Annotated in this window: 17 protein-coding genes; 11 read left to right on the forward strand and 6 right to left on the reverse strand. The window is 69.7% G+C overall.

Features of this window, described 5'->3' with window-relative positions; all coding sequences use genetic code 11:
* Position 1: 1 nt before the first annotated feature.
* Positions 2 to 847 carry a helix-turn-helix domain-containing protein gene (locus tag PMI14_RS27535; protein WP_007859672.1) on the forward strand — a complete coding sequence of 282 codons (846 nt, stop codon included), beginning with the start codon at positions 2 to 4 and terminating at the stop codon, positions 845 to 847.
* A gap of 82 nt (positions 848 to 929) precedes the next feature.
* Here the strand turns inward: PMI14_RS27535 and PMI14_RS27540 are convergent, their stop codons facing one another.
* Together PMI14_RS27540 and PMI14_RS27545 are read right to left on the reverse strand one after the other, a co-directional pair.
* A complete protein-coding gene (locus tag PMI14_RS27540) occupies positions 930 to 1,415 on the reverse strand; it encodes a DUF3617 family protein (protein ID WP_007859678.1) in 486 nt (161 codons plus the stop codon).
* A 58-nt stretch (positions 1,416 to 1,473) separates the two neighbouring features.
* Complete coding sequence (locus PMI14_RS27545) at positions 1,474 to 2,382, reverse strand: LysR family transcriptional regulator (protein ID WP_007859680.1); 909 nt, start codon at positions 2,380 to 2,382, stop codon at positions 1,474 to 1,476.
* Between the two features lie 387 nt (positions 2,383 to 2,769).
* Here PMI14_RS27545 and PMI14_RS27550 point away from each other — a divergent pair, with 387 nt between their 5' ends.
* A complete protein-coding gene (locus PMI14_RS27550; RefSeq protein ID WP_007859681.1) occupies positions 2,770 to 6,381 on the forward strand; it encodes an EAL domain-containing protein in 3,612 nt (1,203 codons plus the stop codon).
* A gap of 10 nt (positions 6,382 to 6,391) precedes the next feature.
* Here the strand turns inward: PMI14_RS27550 and PMI14_RS27555 are convergent, their stop codons facing one another.
* The gene (locus tag PMI14_RS27555) at positions 6,392 to 7,393 is read right to left on the reverse strand and encodes a LacI family DNA-binding transcriptional regulator (protein ID WP_007859685.1); all 1,002 of its coding nucleotides are present in this window, start codon (positions 7,391 to 7,393) and stop codon (positions 6,392 to 6,394) included.
* Positions 7,394 to 7,528: 135 nt separating this feature from the next.
* Between PMI14_RS27555 and PMI14_RS27560 the strand changes: the two genes are divergently transcribed.
* Genes PMI14_RS27560 through ruvC form a run of 3 tightly spaced genes read left to right on the forward strand, consistent with a single transcriptional unit; the run spans position 7,529 to position 9,820 of the window.
* Positions 7,529 to 8,281, forward strand: a complete 753-nt coding sequence (locus tag PMI14_RS27560) for a lysophospholipid acyltransferase family protein (protein WP_035206063.1) — start codon at positions 7,529 to 7,531, stop codon at positions 8,279 to 8,281.
* Between the two features lies 1 nt (position 8,282).
* A complete protein-coding gene (locus PMI14_RS27565; RefSeq protein ID WP_007859695.1) occupies positions 8,283 to 9,275 on the forward strand; it encodes a phosphatidate cytidylyltransferase in 993 nt (330 codons plus the stop codon).
* Positions 9,272 to 9,820, forward strand: coding sequence for a crossover junction endodeoxyribonuclease RuvC (ruvC, locus tag PMI14_RS27570; protein ID WP_007859696.1), 549 nt, complete (start codon positions 9,272 to 9,274; stop codon positions 9,818 to 9,820). The genes PMI14_RS27565 and ruvC overlap by 4 nt, the downstream gene beginning before the upstream one ends.
* Before the next feature lie 19 nt (positions 9,821 to 9,839).
* Here ruvC and PMI14_RS27575 read toward each other — a convergent pair whose 3' ends face one another.
* Positions 9,840 to 10,328: a CZB domain-containing protein gene (locus PMI14_RS27575; protein WP_007859697.1), complete on the reverse strand. Its 489-nt coding sequence runs from the start codon at positions 10,326 to 10,328 to the stop codon at positions 9,840 to 9,842.
* Positions 10,329 to 10,529: 201 nt separating this feature from the next.
* Between PMI14_RS27575 and PMI14_RS27580 the strand changes: the two genes are divergently transcribed.
* Positions 10,530 to 11,558, forward strand: coding sequence for an LLM class flavin-dependent oxidoreductase (locus tag PMI14_RS27580; RefSeq protein WP_035206056.1), 1,029 nt, complete (start codon positions 10,530 to 10,532; stop codon positions 11,556 to 11,558).
* Positions 11,559 to 11,562: 4 nt separating this feature from the next.
* Here the strand turns inward: PMI14_RS27580 and PMI14_RS27585 are convergent, their stop codons facing one another.
* Positions 11,563 to 12,696: a serine hydrolase gene (locus tag PMI14_RS27585; RefSeq protein WP_007859699.1), complete on the reverse strand. Its 1,134-nt coding sequence runs from the start codon at positions 12,694 to 12,696 to the stop codon at positions 11,563 to 11,565.
* Between the two features lie 150 nt (positions 12,697 to 12,846).
* On the opposite strand from PMI14_RS27585, the gene PMI14_RS27590 reads away from it, so the two are divergent.
* The 5 genes from PMI14_RS27590 to PMI14_RS27610 all read left to right on the forward strand — a co-directional run bounded on the left by PMI14_RS27590 (position 12,847) and on the right by PMI14_RS27610 (position 17,722).
* Complete coding sequence (locus tag PMI14_RS27590; RefSeq protein ID WP_007859701.1) at positions 12,847 to 13,527, forward strand: response regulator; 681 nt, start codon at positions 12,847 to 12,849, stop codon at positions 13,525 to 13,527.
* Positions 13,527 to 14,918: an ATP-binding protein gene (locus PMI14_RS33790; RefSeq protein ID WP_157405913.1), complete on the forward strand. Its 1,392-nt coding sequence runs from the start codon at positions 13,527 to 13,529 to the stop codon at positions 14,916 to 14,918. The genes PMI14_RS27590 and PMI14_RS33790 overlap by 1 nt, the downstream gene beginning before the upstream one ends.
* 149 nt (positions 14,919 to 15,067) lie before the next feature.
* Positions 15,068 to 16,300: a type II secretion system inner membrane protein GspF gene (gene gspF, locus PMI14_RS27600; protein ID WP_007859703.1), complete on the forward strand. Its 1,233-nt coding sequence runs from the start codon at positions 15,068 to 15,070 to the stop codon at positions 16,298 to 16,300.
* 9 nt (positions 16,301 to 16,309) lie between these two features.
* The gene (locus PMI14_RS27605) at positions 16,310 to 17,227 is read left to right on the forward strand and encodes a 5'-nucleotidase (protein ID WP_007859704.1); all 918 of its coding nucleotides are present in this window, start codon (positions 16,310 to 16,312) and stop codon (positions 17,225 to 17,227) included.
* A 147-nt stretch (positions 17,228 to 17,374) separates the two neighbouring features.
* Positions 17,375 to 17,722, forward strand: coding sequence for an EF-hand domain-containing protein (locus PMI14_RS27610; RefSeq protein WP_369751518.1), 348 nt, complete (start codon positions 17,375 to 17,377; stop codon positions 17,720 to 17,722).
* Positions 17,723 to 17,800: 78 nt separating this feature from the next.
* On the opposite strand, the gene PMI14_RS27615 is transcribed toward PMI14_RS27610, so the two are convergent.
* Complete coding sequence (locus tag PMI14_RS27615) at positions 17,801 to 18,232, reverse strand: hypothetical protein (RefSeq protein ID WP_035206059.1); 432 nt, start codon at positions 18,230 to 18,232, stop codon at positions 17,801 to 17,803.
* Positions 18,233 to 18,534: the final 302 nt, after the last annotated feature.

Raw genomic sequence — 18,534 nt, forward strand, 5'->3', positions numbered from 1 at the left:
GCTGCCGCACGCCGGCCTCTCGGCCTGCGTGCGCGGCACCATCGTGCGCAGCACGCTGGGCCATGCGCTCAGCGATGCACAGCGCATCAACCGTTTTCCCGCCACGCCGCTGTGCAGCCTGAGCTGGTGGTTCACGGGCCGCAGCGAGTGCCTGGTGCCCGGGCGGGCCGGCAGCATGCCGGACCTGCACAGTCCGCGCGAGCCCTTCGCGGGGCGCTGGGTGCTGGCGGGTCCGCAGACCCGGCCCTCGACCAGTTGGTGCGCCGAACCCACGCACGCCATGATGGTGATGTTCATGCCCGATGCGCTGCACCTGCTCACCGGCCTGGCGCCCGAGGACCTGACCGACCGCACGGTGGACGCCGCCACGCTGCTGCCGCGCGACTGGCTGGCCATGTGCGAGGCGGTGCAGCACCAGGCCGACGACGCGTCCCGCATGGACTGCCTGGAGCGGTTTTTGCTGCCGCGCTGGCAGGCCTGCAGGCCCGGCCCCGCCTCGGCCACGCAGCGCTATGGCGACTGGGCCACGCACCTGGCGCAGCGCGCCGCGCACTCGGCGCCCGGCCGCAGCCTGCGCCAGCTGGAGCGGCGCATCAAGCGCTGGGCCGGCCTGCCGCTGCGCGAGCTGCGCGGCTTCGGCAAGGCCGAGCAGGCCTTCTTCGACACCCTCGCGGCGGACGCGGCCGAGTCCCCGGTGCGCTGGGCCGAGGTGGCCGCGGGCGCCGGCTTTTCGGACCAGTCGCACCTGTGCCGCGTCACGCGGCGCATCACCGGCTATGCGCCGCAGGCGCTGTACGACGGCATTCAGCGCGACGAGGCGTTCTGGGTCTACCGGATCTGGGTGTAAGGGTCTTTTCAAGGCTGCTTGGGGGTGCCACAGCCCTGCGTTGTGTGCGGCGCCCGCCCTGCTTCGCCAGGCCTGGGCGCCATCAGGGCTTTTTCGCGGCCCCGCCATCGCAATCGCCCAGGCGCGTCATCCGGACTTCGACCCGCACATCCTGCGCACCGGGCACATTGTCCGGTGTGATCCTGCGGGTCAGGGAAACGATCCGCGCGTCCGAGATCTCGACCGACATCCGCGTCTCCACGGCGCGCCCACCGGCCTCCTTGCACGCCAGATTCCAGGAAGCGGCTTCACGGGTGTGTGCTTCGCCCGACACCGTGCAACTGCCGCCGTCCCGCTCGTGGGCCACCTTGCTGGCCGCAGCCGTGAGAAATGGCAGCTTGCGCAGGTCGGCTTCGGACAGGCAGCGCGTATCGGCAGGCTCGGCCCAGCGTTTCTCCACCCCCGACGCGGGATCCGGCAGGAAGCCCGTGAAGCGGCGCTCCCACAGCCCCGGCATCGGCTCTGCCGCAGCCGGCCCGGCAAGAAGCACCAGCAGCGCGAGGGCCAGGAGACGTGGAATCGTGGTCATGGGCAGGTGGGGTGGAAAGCCGATGCGCCAAGCATACCGCCCCCGCGGCGCGCGCCGCTCACGAGGCCTTGGCCGCCGCCTGGCGCAGGCAGTCGATGAACAGCCTGGCGGCCGGTGTCAGGGCCTGGCGGTCCCGGATCACCACGCAGACCTGGGCCGCCGGAAGGGGCTCCGCGATCCCGAGCGCCACCAGCCCCGGGCTGGCGCCCTCGTCCAGGAACAGGCGCGAGGAGACCACGCCGACGGCATCGGTGGCCCGCAGCAGCGACAGGGCGATCGACACGGAGTGGCAGTAGATGATGTCCCGCGGCGGCGGCGTGTGCTGCTGCGCGAACAGCCGGTCCAGCACGTCCATGCCATAGCCGGGTGCCAGCCACAGCGCCTGTGCCAGCGCGGTGACGGAACGCGCACCGGCGAGCGGATGCCCGGTGCGCACCGCCAGCACCGCGGGGATGGAGAACAGGGGCTCCCGCTCCAGGGCGTCCTGGTGCGGCACATCGGCCTGCGCGAGCACGGCAAAGTCGTACTCCCCCTCTTTCCAGCCGTCCAGGCGGGTGGGCCAGGTCATCTCGCGCAGCTCCAGCACCACGTCGGGGCGCAGTGCCCGGAAATCGACCAGGGCCTGCGGCAGTACGCTGCTGGCGGCGGCACTCAGGGCGATGCGCAGCCGCCCGCCCTGGCCCCCGCCCATCTGTTCGAGCTCCGCCTGGGCGCTTTGCGCCTCGTGCAGGATGCGCTGGGTCCGCAGCAGCAGGGCTTCACCCGGCGGCGTGAGGCGCACCCCCTTGGCGCTGCGCACGAAGAGATCGACCCCGAGGCCCTGCTCGAGCTCGCGCATGGCGTGCGTGACGGCGGGCTGGGTCAGGCCCAGCCGGCGCGCGGCGGCACGGATGCCGCCACTCTCCGCCACGCAGCGGAAGACGCCCAACTGCCGAAGATTAAATTTGACCAGGGAATCGGTCGCCATACCACTCCAGTACCTGTGTATCGGCCCCTGCAACACCGTTGGTGATCAAATTGATTGATCACCCACCGAAGAATCTTGTCTTTTCAATGGTGATTCATTTGCTTACATTCTCACCCCAAGTGCCCATGCAAACCAATAGCGCACTTGTACCGGCCAACCCCCGATCCGTGCAGCCTTTTTTCAAGCCGCAGCGGCACCCAGGCCGGGTCGGTGGGTAGAAACATGACCCTCTCGAATCTCAGGCGGTGCGCCACGCAGGGTGGCGCCTTCTTTGCCATGCGCGGGCCGGCACCGGCATCCGGCGCGGTAGAGTGGGGACAGCCCGGACGGCTGCAGGGGCACCGTTGCTCCGCCGCCCGCGCCCCCCATCCAAGGTAAAAGGACACCATGGGCCTGCTCCCCGAAGACCCCTTGCGGCCTGCCAGCGAAGATGCCGCGGCCCTTGCCCGCCTTGTGCGCCTGCAGCAGGAGATGCTGGCGCTGGACCTTGGCATGGCCCGCAGCGAAATCCTCGCCCGCATGGCCGGCTGGGCGCGCGCCTTGACCGAGGCGGCGGGTTGCGCCATCTACCTGCGCGAGGACGGCGGCGACTTTCTCTGCCGCGCGGTCAGCGGCGAGATCGCGGCGGCAGTGGGCGATACCCTGGCCTGGCCCGGCGCAGCCCCCGACCGGTCCAGCCTCGGCGACCACAGCCACCCGGCCCTGCTCTGGACCGATGTCGCACAGGCCGGCGCCCCGGTGTCCCTGCTGATGGCCCCGCTGCGCACCGCCGCCGCCGACGTCCTCGGCTGGGTCAGCGCGTTGTCCGGCCCGCGGGGCGCGTTCACTTGGCCGGCGCTGCACGGCCTGCAGGTCCTGGGGGAATCGCTGGGCGCCACCCTCGCGCGGCATGGCACCACGTCGCAATGGCGGGCCTCGGGGGAACAGTACCGGCTGCTGTTCGACCACAACCCTTTTCCCATGTGGGTGTCGGACCTGCGCTCGCGCCAGATCCTGGCCGTGAACCAGGCGGCGGTGCTGCACTACGGGTACAGCGAGCAGGAGTTCCTCGCCATGGACGTGCGGGACCTGTGGCTGCCCGAGGACAGCCCCGAGTGGGAAAAGACCCTGCGCAGCACGGAGGAGGTGCAAAAGGTCACCGGCATCAAGCGGCGCCATCGGCGCAAGGATGGCTCGGTCATCGACACAGAGATCTCGGCCGACCTGGTCGATTTCAATGGCCGGCGCGCCCGCCTGGTGCTCGCCAACGACGTGAGCCTGCGCGTGCGCGCCGAGCGCGAACTGGCCCGCGCCAACCGGGCCCAGCGCATGCTGAGCGCCTGCAACGAGGTGCAGATCCGGGCCGGCACCGAGCAGGCCCTGATCGAGGAGGTCTGTCGCATCACGGTGGAGATCGGCGGCTACGACATGGCCTGGGCCGGGTGGCTGCGCGGCGGCGGCAGCCTGCAGCTGGCCGCCCGGGTCGGAGACGGCAGTGGCCTGCTCACGGCCCTGGAAGGCGCCTGGGACGACCCCTCGCAGGCCGGCCTGCGCCGCACCATCGAACAGGCGCTGGCCAGCGGACAACTGGCGGTGGCCGAGAACCTGGCCCACCTGCCGGCGCCCGAACCCTGGGCGCGCATGGCGCTGGCGCACGGCTTTCTGGGCGCGGCCTTCCTGCCCCTGGGCCGCGCCGGTGGCGCGCTGGGCCTGCTGGGCCTGTGCGCCAAGGAGCCGGTGGTGATCGGGGCCGAAGAGGCCAAGCTCCTGCAGGACCTGGCCAACGACCTGGCGTTCGGCATCGAAGGCCTGCGTGCCCAGGCCCGCCAGCAGGCCCTGCAGGCCGCGGTGGCGAAGGTCGCGGCAGCGGTCTCCGCCGGCACGGGAACGGCCTTCTTCGAGCAGCTGGTGCGCAGCAGCACCGAGACTCTGGAGGCCTGTGGAGGCTTCGTGGCACGCCTGCGCACAGGTGGCGAGAACGGGCCGGCGCAGGCGCCACAGGCCCACATGCTGGCGGCGCTGGCGCAGGACCAGGCCGTCGCCGACTTCGACTTCGACTTCGCCCTGGAAGGATCGCCGCTGGCACCGGCCCTGCGGGAGACGCACGGCACCGTGCAAGGGGCAGTGGTGGCGCAGTTCGCGGCCCGGCTGCTGCCAGGGCTGCAGGCCCACACCTGCATCTGGCGCCGGCTGGACAGCGCGTCGGGCCGCCCGCTGGGCGCGATGGCGCTGCTGTTCGACAGCAGCCGCGAGCTCGATGCCATGATGGCGTCCACGCTGCACATCTTCGCCACGCGCGCGGCGGCCGAGATCGAGCGCCAGGAGGCCGACGCGCAGATCCGCGACCAGGCCTCGCTGCTGGACAAGGCCCAGGACGCCATCATCGTGCGCTGCCTGGAGGACCGGGTGCTGTTCTGGAACCGCAGCGCACAGCGCCTCTACGGCTGGACGCCACAGGAGGCCATCGGCCGCTCGATCTCGCACCTGCTCTACGACGATGCCCACGCCTACCAGCAGGCGATCCGCAACGTGCTGGCGCTGGGGGAGTGGAACGGTGAATTCACCCAGCACCGCAAGGATGGCAGCACCCTCACGGTGGAGGCGCACTGGACGCTGGTGCGCGACGAGCACGGCATGCCGCGCTCGATCCTGGCCATCAACACCGACATCACGCAGCGCAAGGTGACCGAGCTGCAGATACAGAAGCTCGCGTTCTTTGACCCGCTGACCGGCCTGCCCAATCGCATCCGGCTGGTCGACCGGCTGCAGCACGCGCTCGTCGCGAGCGCACGCAACGGCCGTGGGGGCGCCCTGCTGTTCATCGACCTGGACAACTTCAAGACCTTGAACGACACGCTCGGGCATGACAAGGGCGACCTGCTGCTGCAGCAGGTCGCCACGCGCCTGAAGGGTTGCGTGCGCGAGACCGACACGGTGGCACGCCTGGGCGGCGACGAGTTCGTCGTGATGCTGGAGCAGCTCAGCGGGAGCGCGAGCGAAACCGCCGTGCAGGGCCGCACGGTTGCGGAAAATGTCCTGCACGCCTTGAACCAGCCTTTCGACCTGATGGGCTATGAGCACCGCGGCACCTGCAGCATCGGCATCGCGCCCTTCGCCCAGACCGAGGAGGTGGGCGAGTTGCTCAAGCGCGCGGACCTGGCCATGTACCAGGCCAAGACCGCAGGCCGCAACACCCTGCGCTTCTTCGACCCGGACATGCAGCAGGCCGTGACGGCCCGCGCCGCGCTGGAAAGCGACCTGCGCCAGGCGCTCGCACAAGACGAGTTCCTGCTGCACTGGCAACCCCAGGTGGACAGCCAGGGAGAGATGCTGGGCGTCGAGGCGCTGCTGCGCTGGAAGCACCCGCAGCGCGGCATGGTGTCGCCGGCGGTGTTCATCCCGCTGGCCGAGGAGACGGGCAGCATCCTGCCCCTGGGCCGCTGGGTGCTGGAGGCCGCGTGCGCACAGATCGCCGCGTGGTCGGCCCGGCCGGAGACCGCCGGGCTCACCGTCGCCGTCAATGTCAGCGTGCTGCAGTTCCGCCACCCCGACTTTGTCGACCAGGTGCTGGCCGTGCTGGACAAGGCCGGCGCCAACCCGCGCCGGCTCAAGCTCGAGCTCACCGAAAGCCTGCTGGTCAGCGACATGGAGGAGACGGTCACCAAGATGGCTGCCTTGAAGCGCCGCGGCGTCTGCTTCTCGCTCGACGACTTCGGCACCGGGTACTCGTCGCTCTACTACCTCAAGCGCTTGCCGCTCGACCAGCTCAAGATCGACCAGTCCTTCGTGCGCGACCTGCTGAGCGACCCCAACGATGCCGCCATCGTGCGGACCATCGTGGCACTGGCCCAGAGCCTGGGGCTGCACGTCATCGCCGAGGGGGTGGAGAACGAGAGCCAGCAACAGTTCCTGGCCGAACACGGCTGCCACGCCTACCAGGGCTATCTGTTCAGCCGGCCCCTGGCGGCCGACCAGCTCAAGGCCTTTCTCGAAGCCCGCACGACGGCCCACACGCCCTAGCAGGCCGTGTTCAGGCGCTGGCGCGCGAGACGATCTCGAAGCCGATGTCGACGATGGGCGTGTCGACCGTGCGGCCTTCCGCGCGGTCGTCGATGAACTGCGCCGCCGTGCGGCCGATGCGCGTGCCGTCGATGCGCACCGTGGTCAATGCCGGCTGCAGGCTGGCGGCGAACTCCAGGTCGCCTAGGCCCACGACGGCCAGTTGCCCGGGCACCGACAGGCCGCGCGCCTGGGCCTCGATCAGCACCCCCAGGGCCAGCATGTCCGAACTGCAGAACACCGCATCGGTCCCGGGGTGGGCGGCCAGCGCCGCCACCAGCCCGCTGCGCCCCGACCCCAGCGTGGTGGGCGCCGGCACCAGCACCGCCGGCACCTCGGCCGCCAGGCCCAGCTCCCGGGCCGCGCGCCGAAACCCGCCCATGCGCAGGCGCGCCCGGTCATCGTTGGCACCGAGCAGCAGGGGCTGGCGGTAGCCGCGCTGGTACAGGAAATGGCAGACCGACTCGCCGATGCGCTCGTGCGAGAAGCCCACCAGCATGTCGATGGGGGTGGGTGTCAGGTCCCACGTCTCGACCACCGGAATGCCCGCAGCCAGCAACTGGCGCCGACCTTCCACCGAATGCATGATGCCGGTCAGCACGATGCCATCGGGCCGGCGCCGGATGATGGCGTCGAGCAGCGCGTCCTCGCGCGAGGCGTCGTAGCCGCTCTGGCCGATCATCAGCTGGTAGCCTCGCTCGTCCAGCGCCTGGTTCAGCGCGCGCACGGTTTCCTGGAACACCGGGCCCGTCAGCGTCGGCAACACTGCGGCCACCAGCCGGGCACGCGAGGAGCGCAGACCACCCGCCATGCCATTGGGAACGAAGCCCGTCTGGCTGACCACCTCGCGCACCTTGAGCAGCGTGGCAGGTGCCACACGCTCGGGATGGTTCAGCGCGCGTGACACCGTCATGGCGGACACGCCGGCCATGCGGGCGACATCGTGGACGGTGAAGGCTTGGGGCTTTTTCATGGAGCAGCGTGGGCCCGGATGATACTGTCGCGCCGCAGCCAGGGTCCAGTGGCCGGCCCCTGCTGTCTGGCGGGCGCCCACCGCCTGTGGCCCGGCTCACCAGGGGTGCGCGGGTTCGCCCGTATCATCCGCGCCATGCTTGCCAAGTTGATGAGTCTCCTCCTTCTGGGAATAGTGCGGTTCCTGACCGGCTCCCAGGCCCGCTGGTATGGTTGCCCGCCCAAGGCGGAGCAGCGCATCTACTTCGCCAACCACCAGAGCCATGCCGACATGGTGCTGATCTGGGCGGCCCTGCCCGAGGAATTGCGCAGCATCACCCGCCCGATCGCCGCCAAGGACTACTGGACCAAGACGCCGTTTCGCCAGTGGATCACCACCGCCGTGTTCAATGCGGTGTATGTGGACCGCCAGGCCACGCCGGCACGCCCGGCGCCTGTGGAGGCGGCACCGGTGGGCGCGGCCCTGCCCGAGGCGGAAACCGCTGCCGCCGGCGGGCCGGACCCGGCCCCCGAGGCACCGCCCCGACCGCCGACCCCCGAGGAGCTGCGCGCGGCGCTGCCCGAGAACGACCCGCTCGCGCCGCTGGTGAAGGCGCTGCAGAGCGGCGACTCCATCGTGATCTTTCCCGAGGGCACGCGCGGCCATGGCGAGGAGCCCCAGCCCTTCAAGTCGGGGCTGTACAAGCTGGCGCAGATGTTCCCGCAGGTGGTGCTGGTGCCGGCCTGGATCAACAACGTGCAGCGCGTGATGCCCAAGGGCGAAGTCGTGCCCGTGCCCATCCTGTGCTCGGTGACCTTCGGCGCGCCGATCGAGCTGGCCGCCGACGAAGAGCGCCGGCCGTTCCTGGACCGTGCGCGCCGTGCGGTCATCGCCTTGCGGGAAGTGTGAAATGAACAACTTTCTTCGCAACCTCACCGCGACCCAGCAGATCGGTGCCCTGTTCCTGGTGGTGTTCGGCATCCTGTCGATCACCACCATCTGGGCCTACGCGCGCATGCTGCGCGAGCAGTCCAGCGACGACCCGCAGGCCGAGGCCGAAGCCCTGGAGGCCAAGCGCTTCTGGGGCCTGCTCAAGACCTCCTGGGTCATGGCCACCGTGTTCTGGATCGGCTGGGCGCTGGGTGACGCCGTGGCCACCGTGCTCTTCGCCATCGTGGGCTTTTTCGCGCTGCGCGAGTTCATCACGCTCTCGCCCACGCGCCGGGGCGACCACCGCAGCCTGGTGCTGGCCTTCTTCGTGGTGCTGCCGCTGCAGTTCTGGATCGTGGGCAGCCGGCATTTCGACCTGTTCACGGTGTTCATCCCGGTCTACGTGTTCCTGGCGCTGCCCGTGGTGAGCGCGCTGGCCAACGACCCGCAGCGCTTCCTGGAGCGCAACGCCAAGCTGCAGTGGGGCATCATGGTCTGCGTCTACGGCATGAGCCATGTGCCGGCGCTGCTGCTACTCGACTTCCCGGGCTACCGGGACAAGGGCGCCTTCCTGGTGTTCTTCCTGGTGTTCGTGGTGCAGACCTGCATGGTGGTGCAGCACCTGCTGGGCCGGCGCTTTCCGCACAAGCCCGTGGCGCCCCAGGTGAGCCAGAGCTTCCAGTGGGTGAGCTGGCTGGCCGGCGTGGCCGTGGGCGGCCTGGTGGGCGGCCTGCTGACCTTCATCACCCCGTTCAAGCCCGGCCAGGCGCTGGGCATGGCCCTGCTGGCCTGTGTGGCCGGCAGCCTCGGGCACCTGGTGATGAAGGCGCTCAAGCGCGACCGCGGCATCACCAGCTGGGGCATGCAGGGCATGTCGGTCACGGGGGCCGGTGGCCTGCTCGACCGGGTCGACGCGCTGTGCTTTGCGGCACCGGTGTTCTTCCATTCGGTGCGCTGGTACTTCGGGCTATGAGGATCCTGGGGATCGATCCGGGCCTGCAGACCACGGGCTTCGGCGTGGTGGACATGGACGGCCACCGACTGAGCTACGTGGCCAGCGGCACCATCCGCACGACCACGCTGGCCCTGGGCGACCTGCCCGGGCGCCTGAAGATGCTGTTCGACGGCATCACCGAGGTGGTGGCGCGCTACCAGCCCGATACCTCCTCGGTCGAGATTGTCTTCGTCAACGTGAACCCACAGTCCACCCTGCTGCTGGGCCAGGCCCGCGGTGCCTGCATCACCGCGCTGGTGGCCAGCAACCTGCCCGTGGCCGAGTACACCGCGCTGCAGATGAAGAAGGCCGTGGTCGGCCATGGGCGTGCGACCAAGCCCCAGGTGCAGGAAATGGTGCGCCGCCTGCTGAGCCTGCCCGGCCTGCCCGGCACCGACGCCGCCGACGGCCTGGGCATGGCCATCACCCACGCCCATGCGGGCGCTGCCATGGCCCGCTTGAGCGAGGTCGGGACGCTGCAACGCCGCCAGCACGCCATGTACAAGGGCGGCAGGAGTTACTGAGCCGGCAAGGCGTCGCAGTTCAGCTGCTGCCGAGGCCTCGCTTGAGTTCTTTCAGCAGCAGCAGCACCTGGTTCGACGCATGGCGGCAGCTGCTGTTGAGCAACTGCACGGCCTGGGGCTTTTGCCCCGCCTGGAACAGGGTGACCACAGCGGCCGCCTGCTGGTGGAAGTACTTGTGGCGCGCCACCAGCATGCCGAAGGCCGGGTAGTGGCCGAGCCGCACGCGGCCCGTGCCGTTGAGCCAGCGGCCCAGGTCGCAGCGGTCGTCCTGGCAGATGCGCTCGGGGCGCATGACCTCGTTGGAACGGCCATTGATCATGTCCTGCAGCTGCAGGCGCCAGCGCTCATGGCTGGAAATGGCCGCGTCGATATCGATCTCGGTCATGAGCATGGTGGCGTACTCGGCGTCCAGCACGAGTTCGCTGCCGTTGTCTTCCATGGCCCAGGTCGTGTCTGGACTGGTCGGGTCCTGCTCCCGCATCTTGAACAGTCGGCTGAAGAAACCCATTTTCCATCCCGTTTTTTGGTGTGCGGGCGGGCCCCTGTGCAAGAGACGCCACGCCATTTGAAACATTCTGTGTAGCGTTTTGCCTTTTGGCTACCAAAAAATCGCATACCCCTGTCGGCGTGTGCAGTGCAGCCCTGCTGCCAGCCTCGGCTCTCGGCCCCGGTGCAAGCGGTACCGGCCGGGCCGGACCACAATGGGCGCATGACTGAACCTGTTTCCCCCCGCACCGCCCTGTCCATGCTGGACCTGGTGGCCGTCCGCGACGGCGGCACCGTGGCCGAGGCGCTGCAGATCGCCCTGCGCACCGCACAGCACGCCGAAAAGCTCGGTTTCGCCCGCTACTGGCTGGCCGAGCACCACAACATGGCAGGCATCGCCAGCTCGGCAACCGCCGTGCTGGTGGGGCACATCGCGGGCGGCACCTCGCGCATCCGCGTGGGGTCGGGCGGCGTGATGCTGCCCAACCATGCGCCGCTGGTGGTGGCCGAAGCCTTCGGCACGCTGGCCGAGCTCTACCCCGGCCGCATCGACCTGGGCCTGGGCCGCGCGCCCGGCACCGACCCGGCGACCATGCGCGCGCTGCGCCGCAGCCGCGTGGAAACCGCCGACGACTTTCCGCAGGACGTGGCCGAGCTGCAGCGCCTGTTCTCCCCGGCTGAACCGGGCCAGCGCCTGGTGGCCACGCCCGGGGCCGGAACGAACGTGCCGATCTGGCTGCTGGGATCGAGCCTGTTCTCGGCGCAGCTGGCGGCCGAGCGCGGCCTGCCCTATGCCTTCGCCTCGCATTTCGCGCCGCGCCTGCTGCACCAGGCCATCGACCTGTACCGCAACCTGTATCGCCCCTCGGCCGCCTGGCCCAAGCCCTACCTGGCCATCGGCGTGCCGCTGATCGCGGCACCGACCGACGAGGAGGCCGAGTTCCTGGCCAGCAGCACCTACCAGCGCGTGCTGGGCATCCTCACCGGCGACCGGCGCCTGCTGCTGCCGCCGGTGGAGAACTTCGCGGCACGCCTGCAGCCGCAGGAGCGTGCCGCCATCGGCGACTTCCTGGCGGCCGCGGTGATCGGTGGGCCCGAGACAGTGCAGGCCGGCCTGGCCGACCTGGTGCGCGAGACCGGTGCCAACGAGTTGATGCTGGTGAGCGACGTGTACGACCCGGCGCTGCGCCTGCGTTCGCTGGAGATCGCGGCGCAGGCACACGCAGCGCTGCAGGCCGGCGTACCGGCCTGAAATCTCAGCGTTGCGCCTGCAGGGCGCGCGCCACAGGCATCGCCACCTCCAGGTAGGTGGCTTCAAGGTCCGGCGCATTGCGCGCGGCCACCACGGTCAGCCGGCGCACCGGGTCGTAAAGAATCGCGCAGGAATAGCCTGCCGTGGAGCCCCCGTGGCCCAGGAACACCGTGCCATCGGGCAACTGGTGGCGCATGACACCCAGGCCGTAGGCATAGGCCATGTCGCCGATGGGCTCGGCCGGCACGAAGCGCAGCATTTGCGCCAGGGTGCCCGGCAGGCGATAGAGCTCGCCGCCGAACAGCGCGGCGGCAAAGCGCGCCAGGTCGGCCGTGGTCGTCACCAGGGCATGGCCGCCGGCCGCACCGGCCATCGAGGGGGAGATGCGGCTGACATCCAGCAGGCCTGCGCCTGCCATGGGCTGGTAGCCATGGGCGAACGGCGTTGGCATCTCCAGGTCCGCAGGCTCGGGCAGCGAAGAATCGGCCAGGCCCAGCCGGGTGAGCAGGCGCTCGCGCACCTGGCTGCGCCAGCTCTTGCCGGTGACCTGCTCGATCACCAGGCCCAGCAGGATGTAGTTGGTGTTGGCATAGGCATGTTCGCCAGGCAGCCGCTGGCCCTCCAGCAGCGCCATGTCCAGGTACTCCTGTTCGCTGCGCAGGCGCGCCGGCTGGGCCAGCACATCGGCGTCATGGGCTTCGCTGGAGGCCGTGTCGCCCAGTCCGCTGGTGTGGTTGAGCAGGTGTTCCAGGGTGATGGCGCCGCGGTGCTCGAAGCCGGCGATGCGCCCGGCCGGCAGCAAGCGGGTGAGCGGCGTGCCGAGCGCCAGCCGCCCCTCCTCGACCAGCTGCAGCACCACCGTGGCGACCATCAGCTTGAGCACGCTGCCGGCGCGAAAGCGGTCTTCGGGCCGCATGGGGGTGGCCGGCGCCACCGCCCCCAGGCCCGCGGCGTAGCGGGTGGTGCGCCCCGAGGCATCCCGCACCGCCACCAGCGCCCCGGGTGGCGCGGCAGGCGGTACCGCCTGCTCCAGCAGGGCCTGGACCGCGGCGTGCTCGCGGGACGGGGCGTCGTCGCCGCCGCCACAGGCGGACAGCAGGGCCCCGACAAGCAGCAGGGCGATCAGGGAAAGGGGCATCGTTCGGACAAGGCGCACAGCGGTCGCTCCATGGGGTGGTGGAAAACCTGCGCATGCTAGGCAGGGCTTCCTTTGCGCCCGCTTTGCCCGCCTGGCATAAGCTTCGCCCCACCTAAGAACGTGTTTACGATCTAAGAAGGGACTTCCGACATGCACCTCCTTCTCATCGAAGACGACCTGGACCTGGGCAGCGACCTCCAGAAGGCACTCAAGGCCCATGGGCTGAGCAGCGAATGGGTGCGCAGCCTCGGCCAGGCCCGCGCCCTGTGCGAGGCCGGCGGCGACGAGCCCCTGCCCTTTGCCTGCGCCGTGCTCGACCTGGGCCTGCCCGATGGCGAAGGCCTGTCCCTGCTGCGCGGCTGGCGGCGTGCCGGGATCACGTTGCCGGTCATCGTGCTGACCGCGCGCGATGCGCTGGAGATGCGCATCGCCGGGCTCGATGCAGGGGCCGACGACTATGTCATCAAGCCCGTGCAGGTGGCGGAACTGGCGAGCCGGATCCAGGCCGTGACGCGGCGCGCGGCCGGGCAGTCGTCGAGCACCTGGAGCGTGGGCCCGCTCACCATCGACATGCGCCAGCGCGAGGTGCGCACCGAAGACGGGCCGGTGCCGCTGTCGCCACGCGAATTCGCCATCGTGGTCGAACTCGCGCGCCACGGTGGCGAGGTGGTGCCCAAGCACCGATTGGCACGGGCCCTGGCGCCCCTGGGCGAGCCGATGGAGTTCAGCGCGCTCGAATGGCATATCCACAACCTGCGCCGCAAGCTGGGCGAGGACTGCATCCGCACCATGCGTGGCGTGGGCTACCGCATCGCCGGGCTGCAGCCATGATGGCGCTGCCCTCCCTGCTGCGCCCGTCCATCGCCCGGCGCCTGTTGCTGTCGCTGCTGCTGGCCTGTGCACTCGTCTGGGTGGCGATCTACGCGCTCGGCCACTCCATGGTCTATGCCCGGGAAACAGGCAGCTTCGACCGCGAGATGCTGGCCCTGGCGCGCAGCATCGACCGCCTGGCCAGCGCTGCCGCAAGCGACGGGGCGCGTTTCACGGCGGCGCTCGAAGGCCTGGACGCGCGCATCCACAGCGATACCGAGTTGCTCAGCTACCCCGAAGGATTCCTCGGGTTCCGGGTGCGCGATACACAGGGGCGGCTGCTGGCACAGGGCGGCAGCGTGACCGATACCCCGGCGGACGGCCCCGAGGGCTATGCCGACCAGGGCGGCGCCCAGCCCCACCGCGTCTACCGGCTGCACTCGGCCGATGGGCGCTACCGGATCGAGGTGACCCAGTCCCTGCACAGCCGGCACCTGAACTTCGACTCGGTGATGATCAGCAGCGAGGGGCTGCTGCAGCCCTTGCTGGTGGCTTTTCCCCTGGTGCTGCTGCCGGTCTGGGTGTCGGTGCACACGGGCCTGCGCCCGCTGCGCCAGCTGTCCCGCGAGCTCGCGCAGCGGCCGCCCGGGAACCTGGAGGCGCTGGCGGTGAGCGCGCCCCATGCCGAACTGGCACCGGTGGTTCGCGAACTCAATGCCACGCTGGCGCGGCTGCGCGCGCTGCTGCAGCGCGAGCGCAACTTCCTCGCGGATGCGGCGCACGAGCTGCGCACCCCGCTGGCCGTGATCGGCACGCAGCGCGACCTGCTGCTGCACAGCGCCAGCGACGAGGAGCGCCGCGCGGCGGCCGAGCGCCTGGGCAATGGCGTCGAGCGCGCCGGCCGCCTGGTGGGACAGTTGCTGGCGCTCGCACGGCTCGATGCGGACACGGCGCAAGCGCCCGCCGCCGTGGACCTGGCGGACATCGCCCGCGACTGCCTGGCGGCCCACGCGGGCCCGGCGGCGGCGCGGGACATCGAGCTGTGCTACCTCGGGCCCGACCGGCTGCCCAGCCGCGGGCCGCTGCAGGTGTTCGAATCCATCACCGACAACCTGGTCGGCAATGCCATCCGCTATGGCCGCCATGGCGGGCGCGTGGAGTTGCAACTGGGCCAGCATGCCGGGCGCCTTGTGCTCGAGGTGCGTGACGACGGCCCCGGCATTGCCCCGCACTTGCGCGAGGCGGTCTTCGAACGCTTCGTGCGCGGACCCTATGCCGGCACGAGCGGTTCCGGCCTGGGGCTGGCCGTGGTCCGGTCAGCGGCACGGTGCATTGGCGCGGGCGTGGAAATCGGGGCCGGTATCGGCGGAAAAGGCGTCTCTTTCCGTGTGCAATGGGCGTCCCCGCCGTAGCGCAGGGATCCGCAACGCAGCGCGGCGCATCGGCGCCATGTAACGTTTGAGGACAAGCTTGCGGGGCAACATGCCGGTTGCCGCTACCATCGTGGCTGACGAGGGTGCCCCTTCGTGCACTTCCCAACCGCCCACCCACCACCTGCTGCATGCCCGCTTTTTCCTTTGAAGCCCTGGACGCCCAGGGCCAGACCCGCAAAGGCCTGATGGAGGCCGACACCGCCAAGTCCGCCCGCACCCAGCTGCGCGCGCAGGCCCTGGTGCCGATTGCAGTGGAGCAGGTCCAGACCGGGCATTCCCGGGATGGCGCTGCCCAGGGCTGGAACCGCAGCCTGTTCACCCGGCCGGTGTTCAACGCCACCGGCCTGGCCATCTGGACCCGGCAGATCGCCGGGCTGGTGAGTTCCGGCCTGCCGCTGGAGCGCGCCCTGAGCGCCCTCTCGGACGAGGCCGACGACGACCGCCAGCGCCACCTGGTGGCCGCCCTGCGCGCCGAGGTGAATGCCGGCGCCACCTTCGCCCGCGCGCTGGGCCAGCACCCGCGCGAGTTTTCCGACATCTACTGCGCCGTGATCGGTGCTGGCGAGCACAGCGGCAACCTGGGCCTGGTGCTCGAACGCCTGGCCGACGACCTCGAAGACCGCCAGGCGCTCAAGGCCAAGCTGATCGGTGCCGCACTCTACCCGGCCATCGTGACCCTGGTGGCGATCGCCATCGTGATGTTCCTGCTGGGCTATGTGGTGCCCCAGGTGGCCAGCGTGTTCGCCGGCTCCAAGCGCGCCCTGCCCCTCATCACCACCGTGATGCTGGGCATCAGCGCCCTGGTGCGCAGCTACGGGCTGGCCCTGTTCGGTGTGCTGGTCATCGGCGCACTGGGCCTGCGCTGGTCGCTGAAATCGGAGAGCGTGCGCGAGCGCTTCGACGCTGCCTGGCTCAACCTGCCCCTGGTGGGCAAGCTCGCGCGCGGCTACAACGCGGCGCGCTTTGCCAGCACGCTGGCCATGCTGGCCAGTGCCGGCGTGCCCATCCTGCGCGCGCTGCAGGCCGCGGCCGAGACCCTGAACAACCGCGCCCTGCGGGCCGACGCGCTCGATGCCCTGGTGCTGGTGCGCGAGGGTGCACCGCTGGCCTCGGCCCTGGCGCAGAAAAAACGCTTTCCGGGCCTGCTGTCGATGTTCGCGCGCCTGGGCGAACAGACGGGCCAGTTGCCGGTGATGCTGCAGCGCGCCGCCACCCAGCTGTCGGTCGAGGTGCAGCGCCGCTCCATGCAGCTGGCGACCATCCTGGAGCCCCTGCTGATCGTGGCCATGGGCCTGGTGGTGATGGCCATCGTGCTGGCCGTGATGCTGCCCATCATCCAGCTCAACCAGTTCGTCAAGTAGACACACACCATGGCCGTCACCCTGGACGACAAGCTGGTGGTCGCGATCTCCTCGCGCGCGCTGTTCAATTTCGAGGAAGAAAACAGCGTCTTCGACGACACGGACGACCGCGCCTACGTGGAGATGCAGCGCCAGCGCATCGACATTCCGGCGGCGCCGGGCGTGGCTTTTTCGCTGGTGCGCAAGCTGCTGGCCTTCAACACCACCGAGCACCAGCGGGTGGAGGTGGTGCTGCTCTCGCGCAACGACCCGGTGAGCGGCATGCGCGTGTTCCGCTCCTGCCTGGCCCATGGGCTGCCCATGGTGCAGCGCGGCGTTTTCACCCAGGGGCGTGACCCGTTCCGCTACCTGCGCCCGCTGGGGGCCCACCTGTTCCTCTCGGCCAACGAGGCCGACGTGCGCCAGGCGCTGCACCTGGGCTACCCGGCGGCGCGCGTGCTGACCGAGTCGGTGCGTGCCGGCGACTCCAACCCCCACGAAGTGCGCATCGCCTTCGACGGCGACGCGGTGCTGTTCTCCGACGAGGCCGAGCGCGTCTACCAGGCCGAAGGCCTGGCCGCCTTCCAGCGCCACGAGAGCGACAAGGCGGCGCAGCCGCTGCCCGATGGCCCCTTCAAGCCCCTGCTCGCGGCCCTGCACCGGCTGCAGCACGCGGGCGGCACGGGCATGCGCATCCGCACCGCGCTGGTCACGGCGCGCAGCGCGCCCGCCCACGAGCGCGCCATCCGCACGCTGATGGACTGGGACATCGCGGTCGATGAGGCGATGTTCCTCGGTGGCCTGCAAAAAGGGGAGTTCCTGCGCGAGTTCGAGCCCGACTTCTTCTTCGACGACCAAACCGGCCATGTCACCTCGGCCTCGCTGCATGTGCCCGCGGGCCATGTGAACAGCGGGGTGTCCAACCCCGTCACGCTGCTGGCGGACTGAAGGGCCGGCCCTGGCGGTGTGCAAAGTTGTGCAATGGTGTGCAACTTGCCGCGAAAGAAGGCCTCTGACCGGTTGCAATGAACGCCGTGCGACCGCATCTGTGCGACCATGGTCCCGCAACAGGAACAGAGAACAGAACGCATGAAGATGAACCTATTGGCATGGGGCGCAGCCGCCCTGCTTTGCAGCAGCATGGCCCAGGCCCAGGCACCGGCGGCGCCGCCACCGGCCGACACCGAAGGCCTGTCCAAGGGCGAAGCCAAGGCCATCCGCGAGTTCAAGATGCTGGATTTCAACGGCGACGGCAAGCTCAGCCGGACCGAAGTGAAACTGTTCCCGCGCCTGGCCAATGCCTTCGATGAGGCCGATACCGACCATGACGGCTTTGTCTCGTATGCGGAGGTGCGCGCTTTTGCGGCCAAATACCGCGCCGAACGGGATCGCGCGAAACAACAGGCGCCTGCTGCTCCCGCTCCTGCAGCCAGCGCTCCCTGACCCCACCCGCTACCGTTCGATAGCAAAAATACCCCATGCCCCCTGGCGCCGTCGCGGCGCCTCAGCCTACCAGCCGGTTCACAACCCTGCCGTGCGCTTGACCTTGGGGTCCGAGTAGGTCAGCGGTTCGTTCTTGACCTGCTGGGCCAGCCGCTCCTGCAGGGTCACCTTGTTGATGTCCTGCGCCATTTCCACGGCGCTGCCGCTGGCACGCCACATGGACTGGATGAACTCGAGCAACTGCTTGTAGATGGGCTCCGGCGGCGGCTCGGGCGGCTCTTCCACCGTTTCCTTCTTCTTCACCTCGGTCCAGTCGCGGTTCGGCGCCTCGGGCGCCGAAGGCTTGTCGGGCTCGCGCACGATGGCCCCCTCCCCGAGCCGGTCCATGGACTCGACGGGCAGCGGCGCATTCACAGGGCGTATCGGCGGCGCCCCCGAGGCGCCGGTGGAATACAAATCGGCGCCCGGAGGACGCCAGGTCGGCGATCGATCAACAGGTGGCATTTGCATGGCAGGCCCCAGGTGGTGGATGGAATGGACAGAGGCACTTCCGGACTCTTCGTACATTCATAACGGCAAACAAAAGGGGAAATTGAGGTCTTTTTTGGCTTTAAGCCCAAAATTAAGGGTTTACCCCTAGTTTTTAAGCAGTGTTCAGGCGAAAAAAAGCCCGCCGCCCACACGAAGCAGGCGGCGGGCGGGTGCGGGCCAGAACCTGTTTACGATCTCCCAGGGGTCGCGCAGCGGCTTTGGCGGGAAGGGATGCTAGGCGCGGTGCGCAGTTGATAGCCCGGCTATCAACAAGCGCCGCA

It is taken from the genome of Acidovorax sp. CF316 (assembly GCF_000276605.1).
GTDB lineage: Bacteria > Pseudomonadota > Gammaproteobacteria > Burkholderiales > Burkholderiaceae_C > Acidovorax.

Excerpts from the sequence above, each read along its gene's own strand:
- PMI14_RS27540 (WP_007859678.1), bottom strand. The coding sequence starts at position 1,415 with ATGACCACGATTCCACGTCTCCTGGCCCTCGCGCTGCTGGTGCTTCTT.
- PMI14_RS27545 (WP_007859680.1), bottom strand. The coding sequence starts at position 2,382 with ATGGCGACCGATTCCCTGGTCAAATTTAATCTTCGGCAGTTGGGCGTC.
- PMI14_RS27550 (WP_007859681.1), top strand. The coding sequence starts at position 2,770 with ATGGGCCTGCTCCCCGAAGACCCCTTGCGGCCTGCCAGCGAAGATGCC.
- PMI14_RS27555 (WP_007859685.1), bottom strand. The coding sequence starts at position 7,393 with ATGAAAAAGCCCCAAGCCTTCACCGTCCACGATGTCGCCCGCATGGCC.
- PMI14_RS27560 (WP_035206063.1), top strand. The coding sequence starts at position 7,529 with ATGCTTGCCAAGTTGATGAGTCTCCTCCTTCTGGGAATAGTGCGGTTC.
- PMI14_RS27565 (WP_007859695.1), top strand. The coding sequence starts at position 8,283 with ATGAACAACTTTCTTCGCAACCTCACCGCGACCCAGCAGATCGGTGCC.
- ruvC (WP_007859696.1), top strand. The coding sequence starts at position 9,272 with ATGAGGATCCTGGGGATCGATCCGGGCCTGCAGACCACGGGCTTCGGC.
- PMI14_RS27575 (WP_007859697.1), bottom strand. The coding sequence starts at position 10,328 with ATGGGTTTCTTCAGCCGACTGTTCAAGATGCGGGAGCAGGACCCGACC.
- PMI14_RS27580 (WP_035206056.1), top strand. The coding sequence starts at position 10,530 with ATGACTGAACCTGTTTCCCCCCGCACCGCCCTGTCCATGCTGGACCTG.
- PMI14_RS27585 (WP_007859699.1), bottom strand. The coding sequence starts at position 12,696 with ATGCCCCTTTCCCTGATCGCCCTGCTGCTTGTCGGGGCCCTGCTGTCC.
- PMI14_RS27590 (WP_007859701.1), top strand. The coding sequence starts at position 12,847 with ATGCACCTCCTTCTCATCGAAGACGACCTGGACCTGGGCAGCGACCTC.
- PMI14_RS33790 (WP_157405913.1), top strand. The coding sequence starts at position 13,527 with ATGGCGCTGCCCTCCCTGCTGCGCCCGTCCATCGCCCGGCGCCTGTTG.
- gspF (WP_007859703.1), top strand. The coding sequence starts at position 15,068 with ATGCCCGCTTTTTCCTTTGAAGCCCTGGACGCCCAGGGCCAGACCCGC.
- PMI14_RS27605 (WP_007859704.1), top strand. The coding sequence starts at position 16,310 with ATGGCCGTCACCCTGGACGACAAGCTGGTGGTCGCGATCTCCTCGCGC.
- PMI14_RS27610 (WP_369751518.1), top strand. The coding sequence starts at position 17,375 with ATGAACCTATTGGCATGGGGCGCAGCCGCCCTGCTTTGCAGCAGCATG.
- PMI14_RS27615 (WP_035206059.1), bottom strand. The coding sequence starts at position 18,232 with ATGCAAATGCCACCTGTTGATCGATCGCCGACCTGGCGTCCTCCGGGC.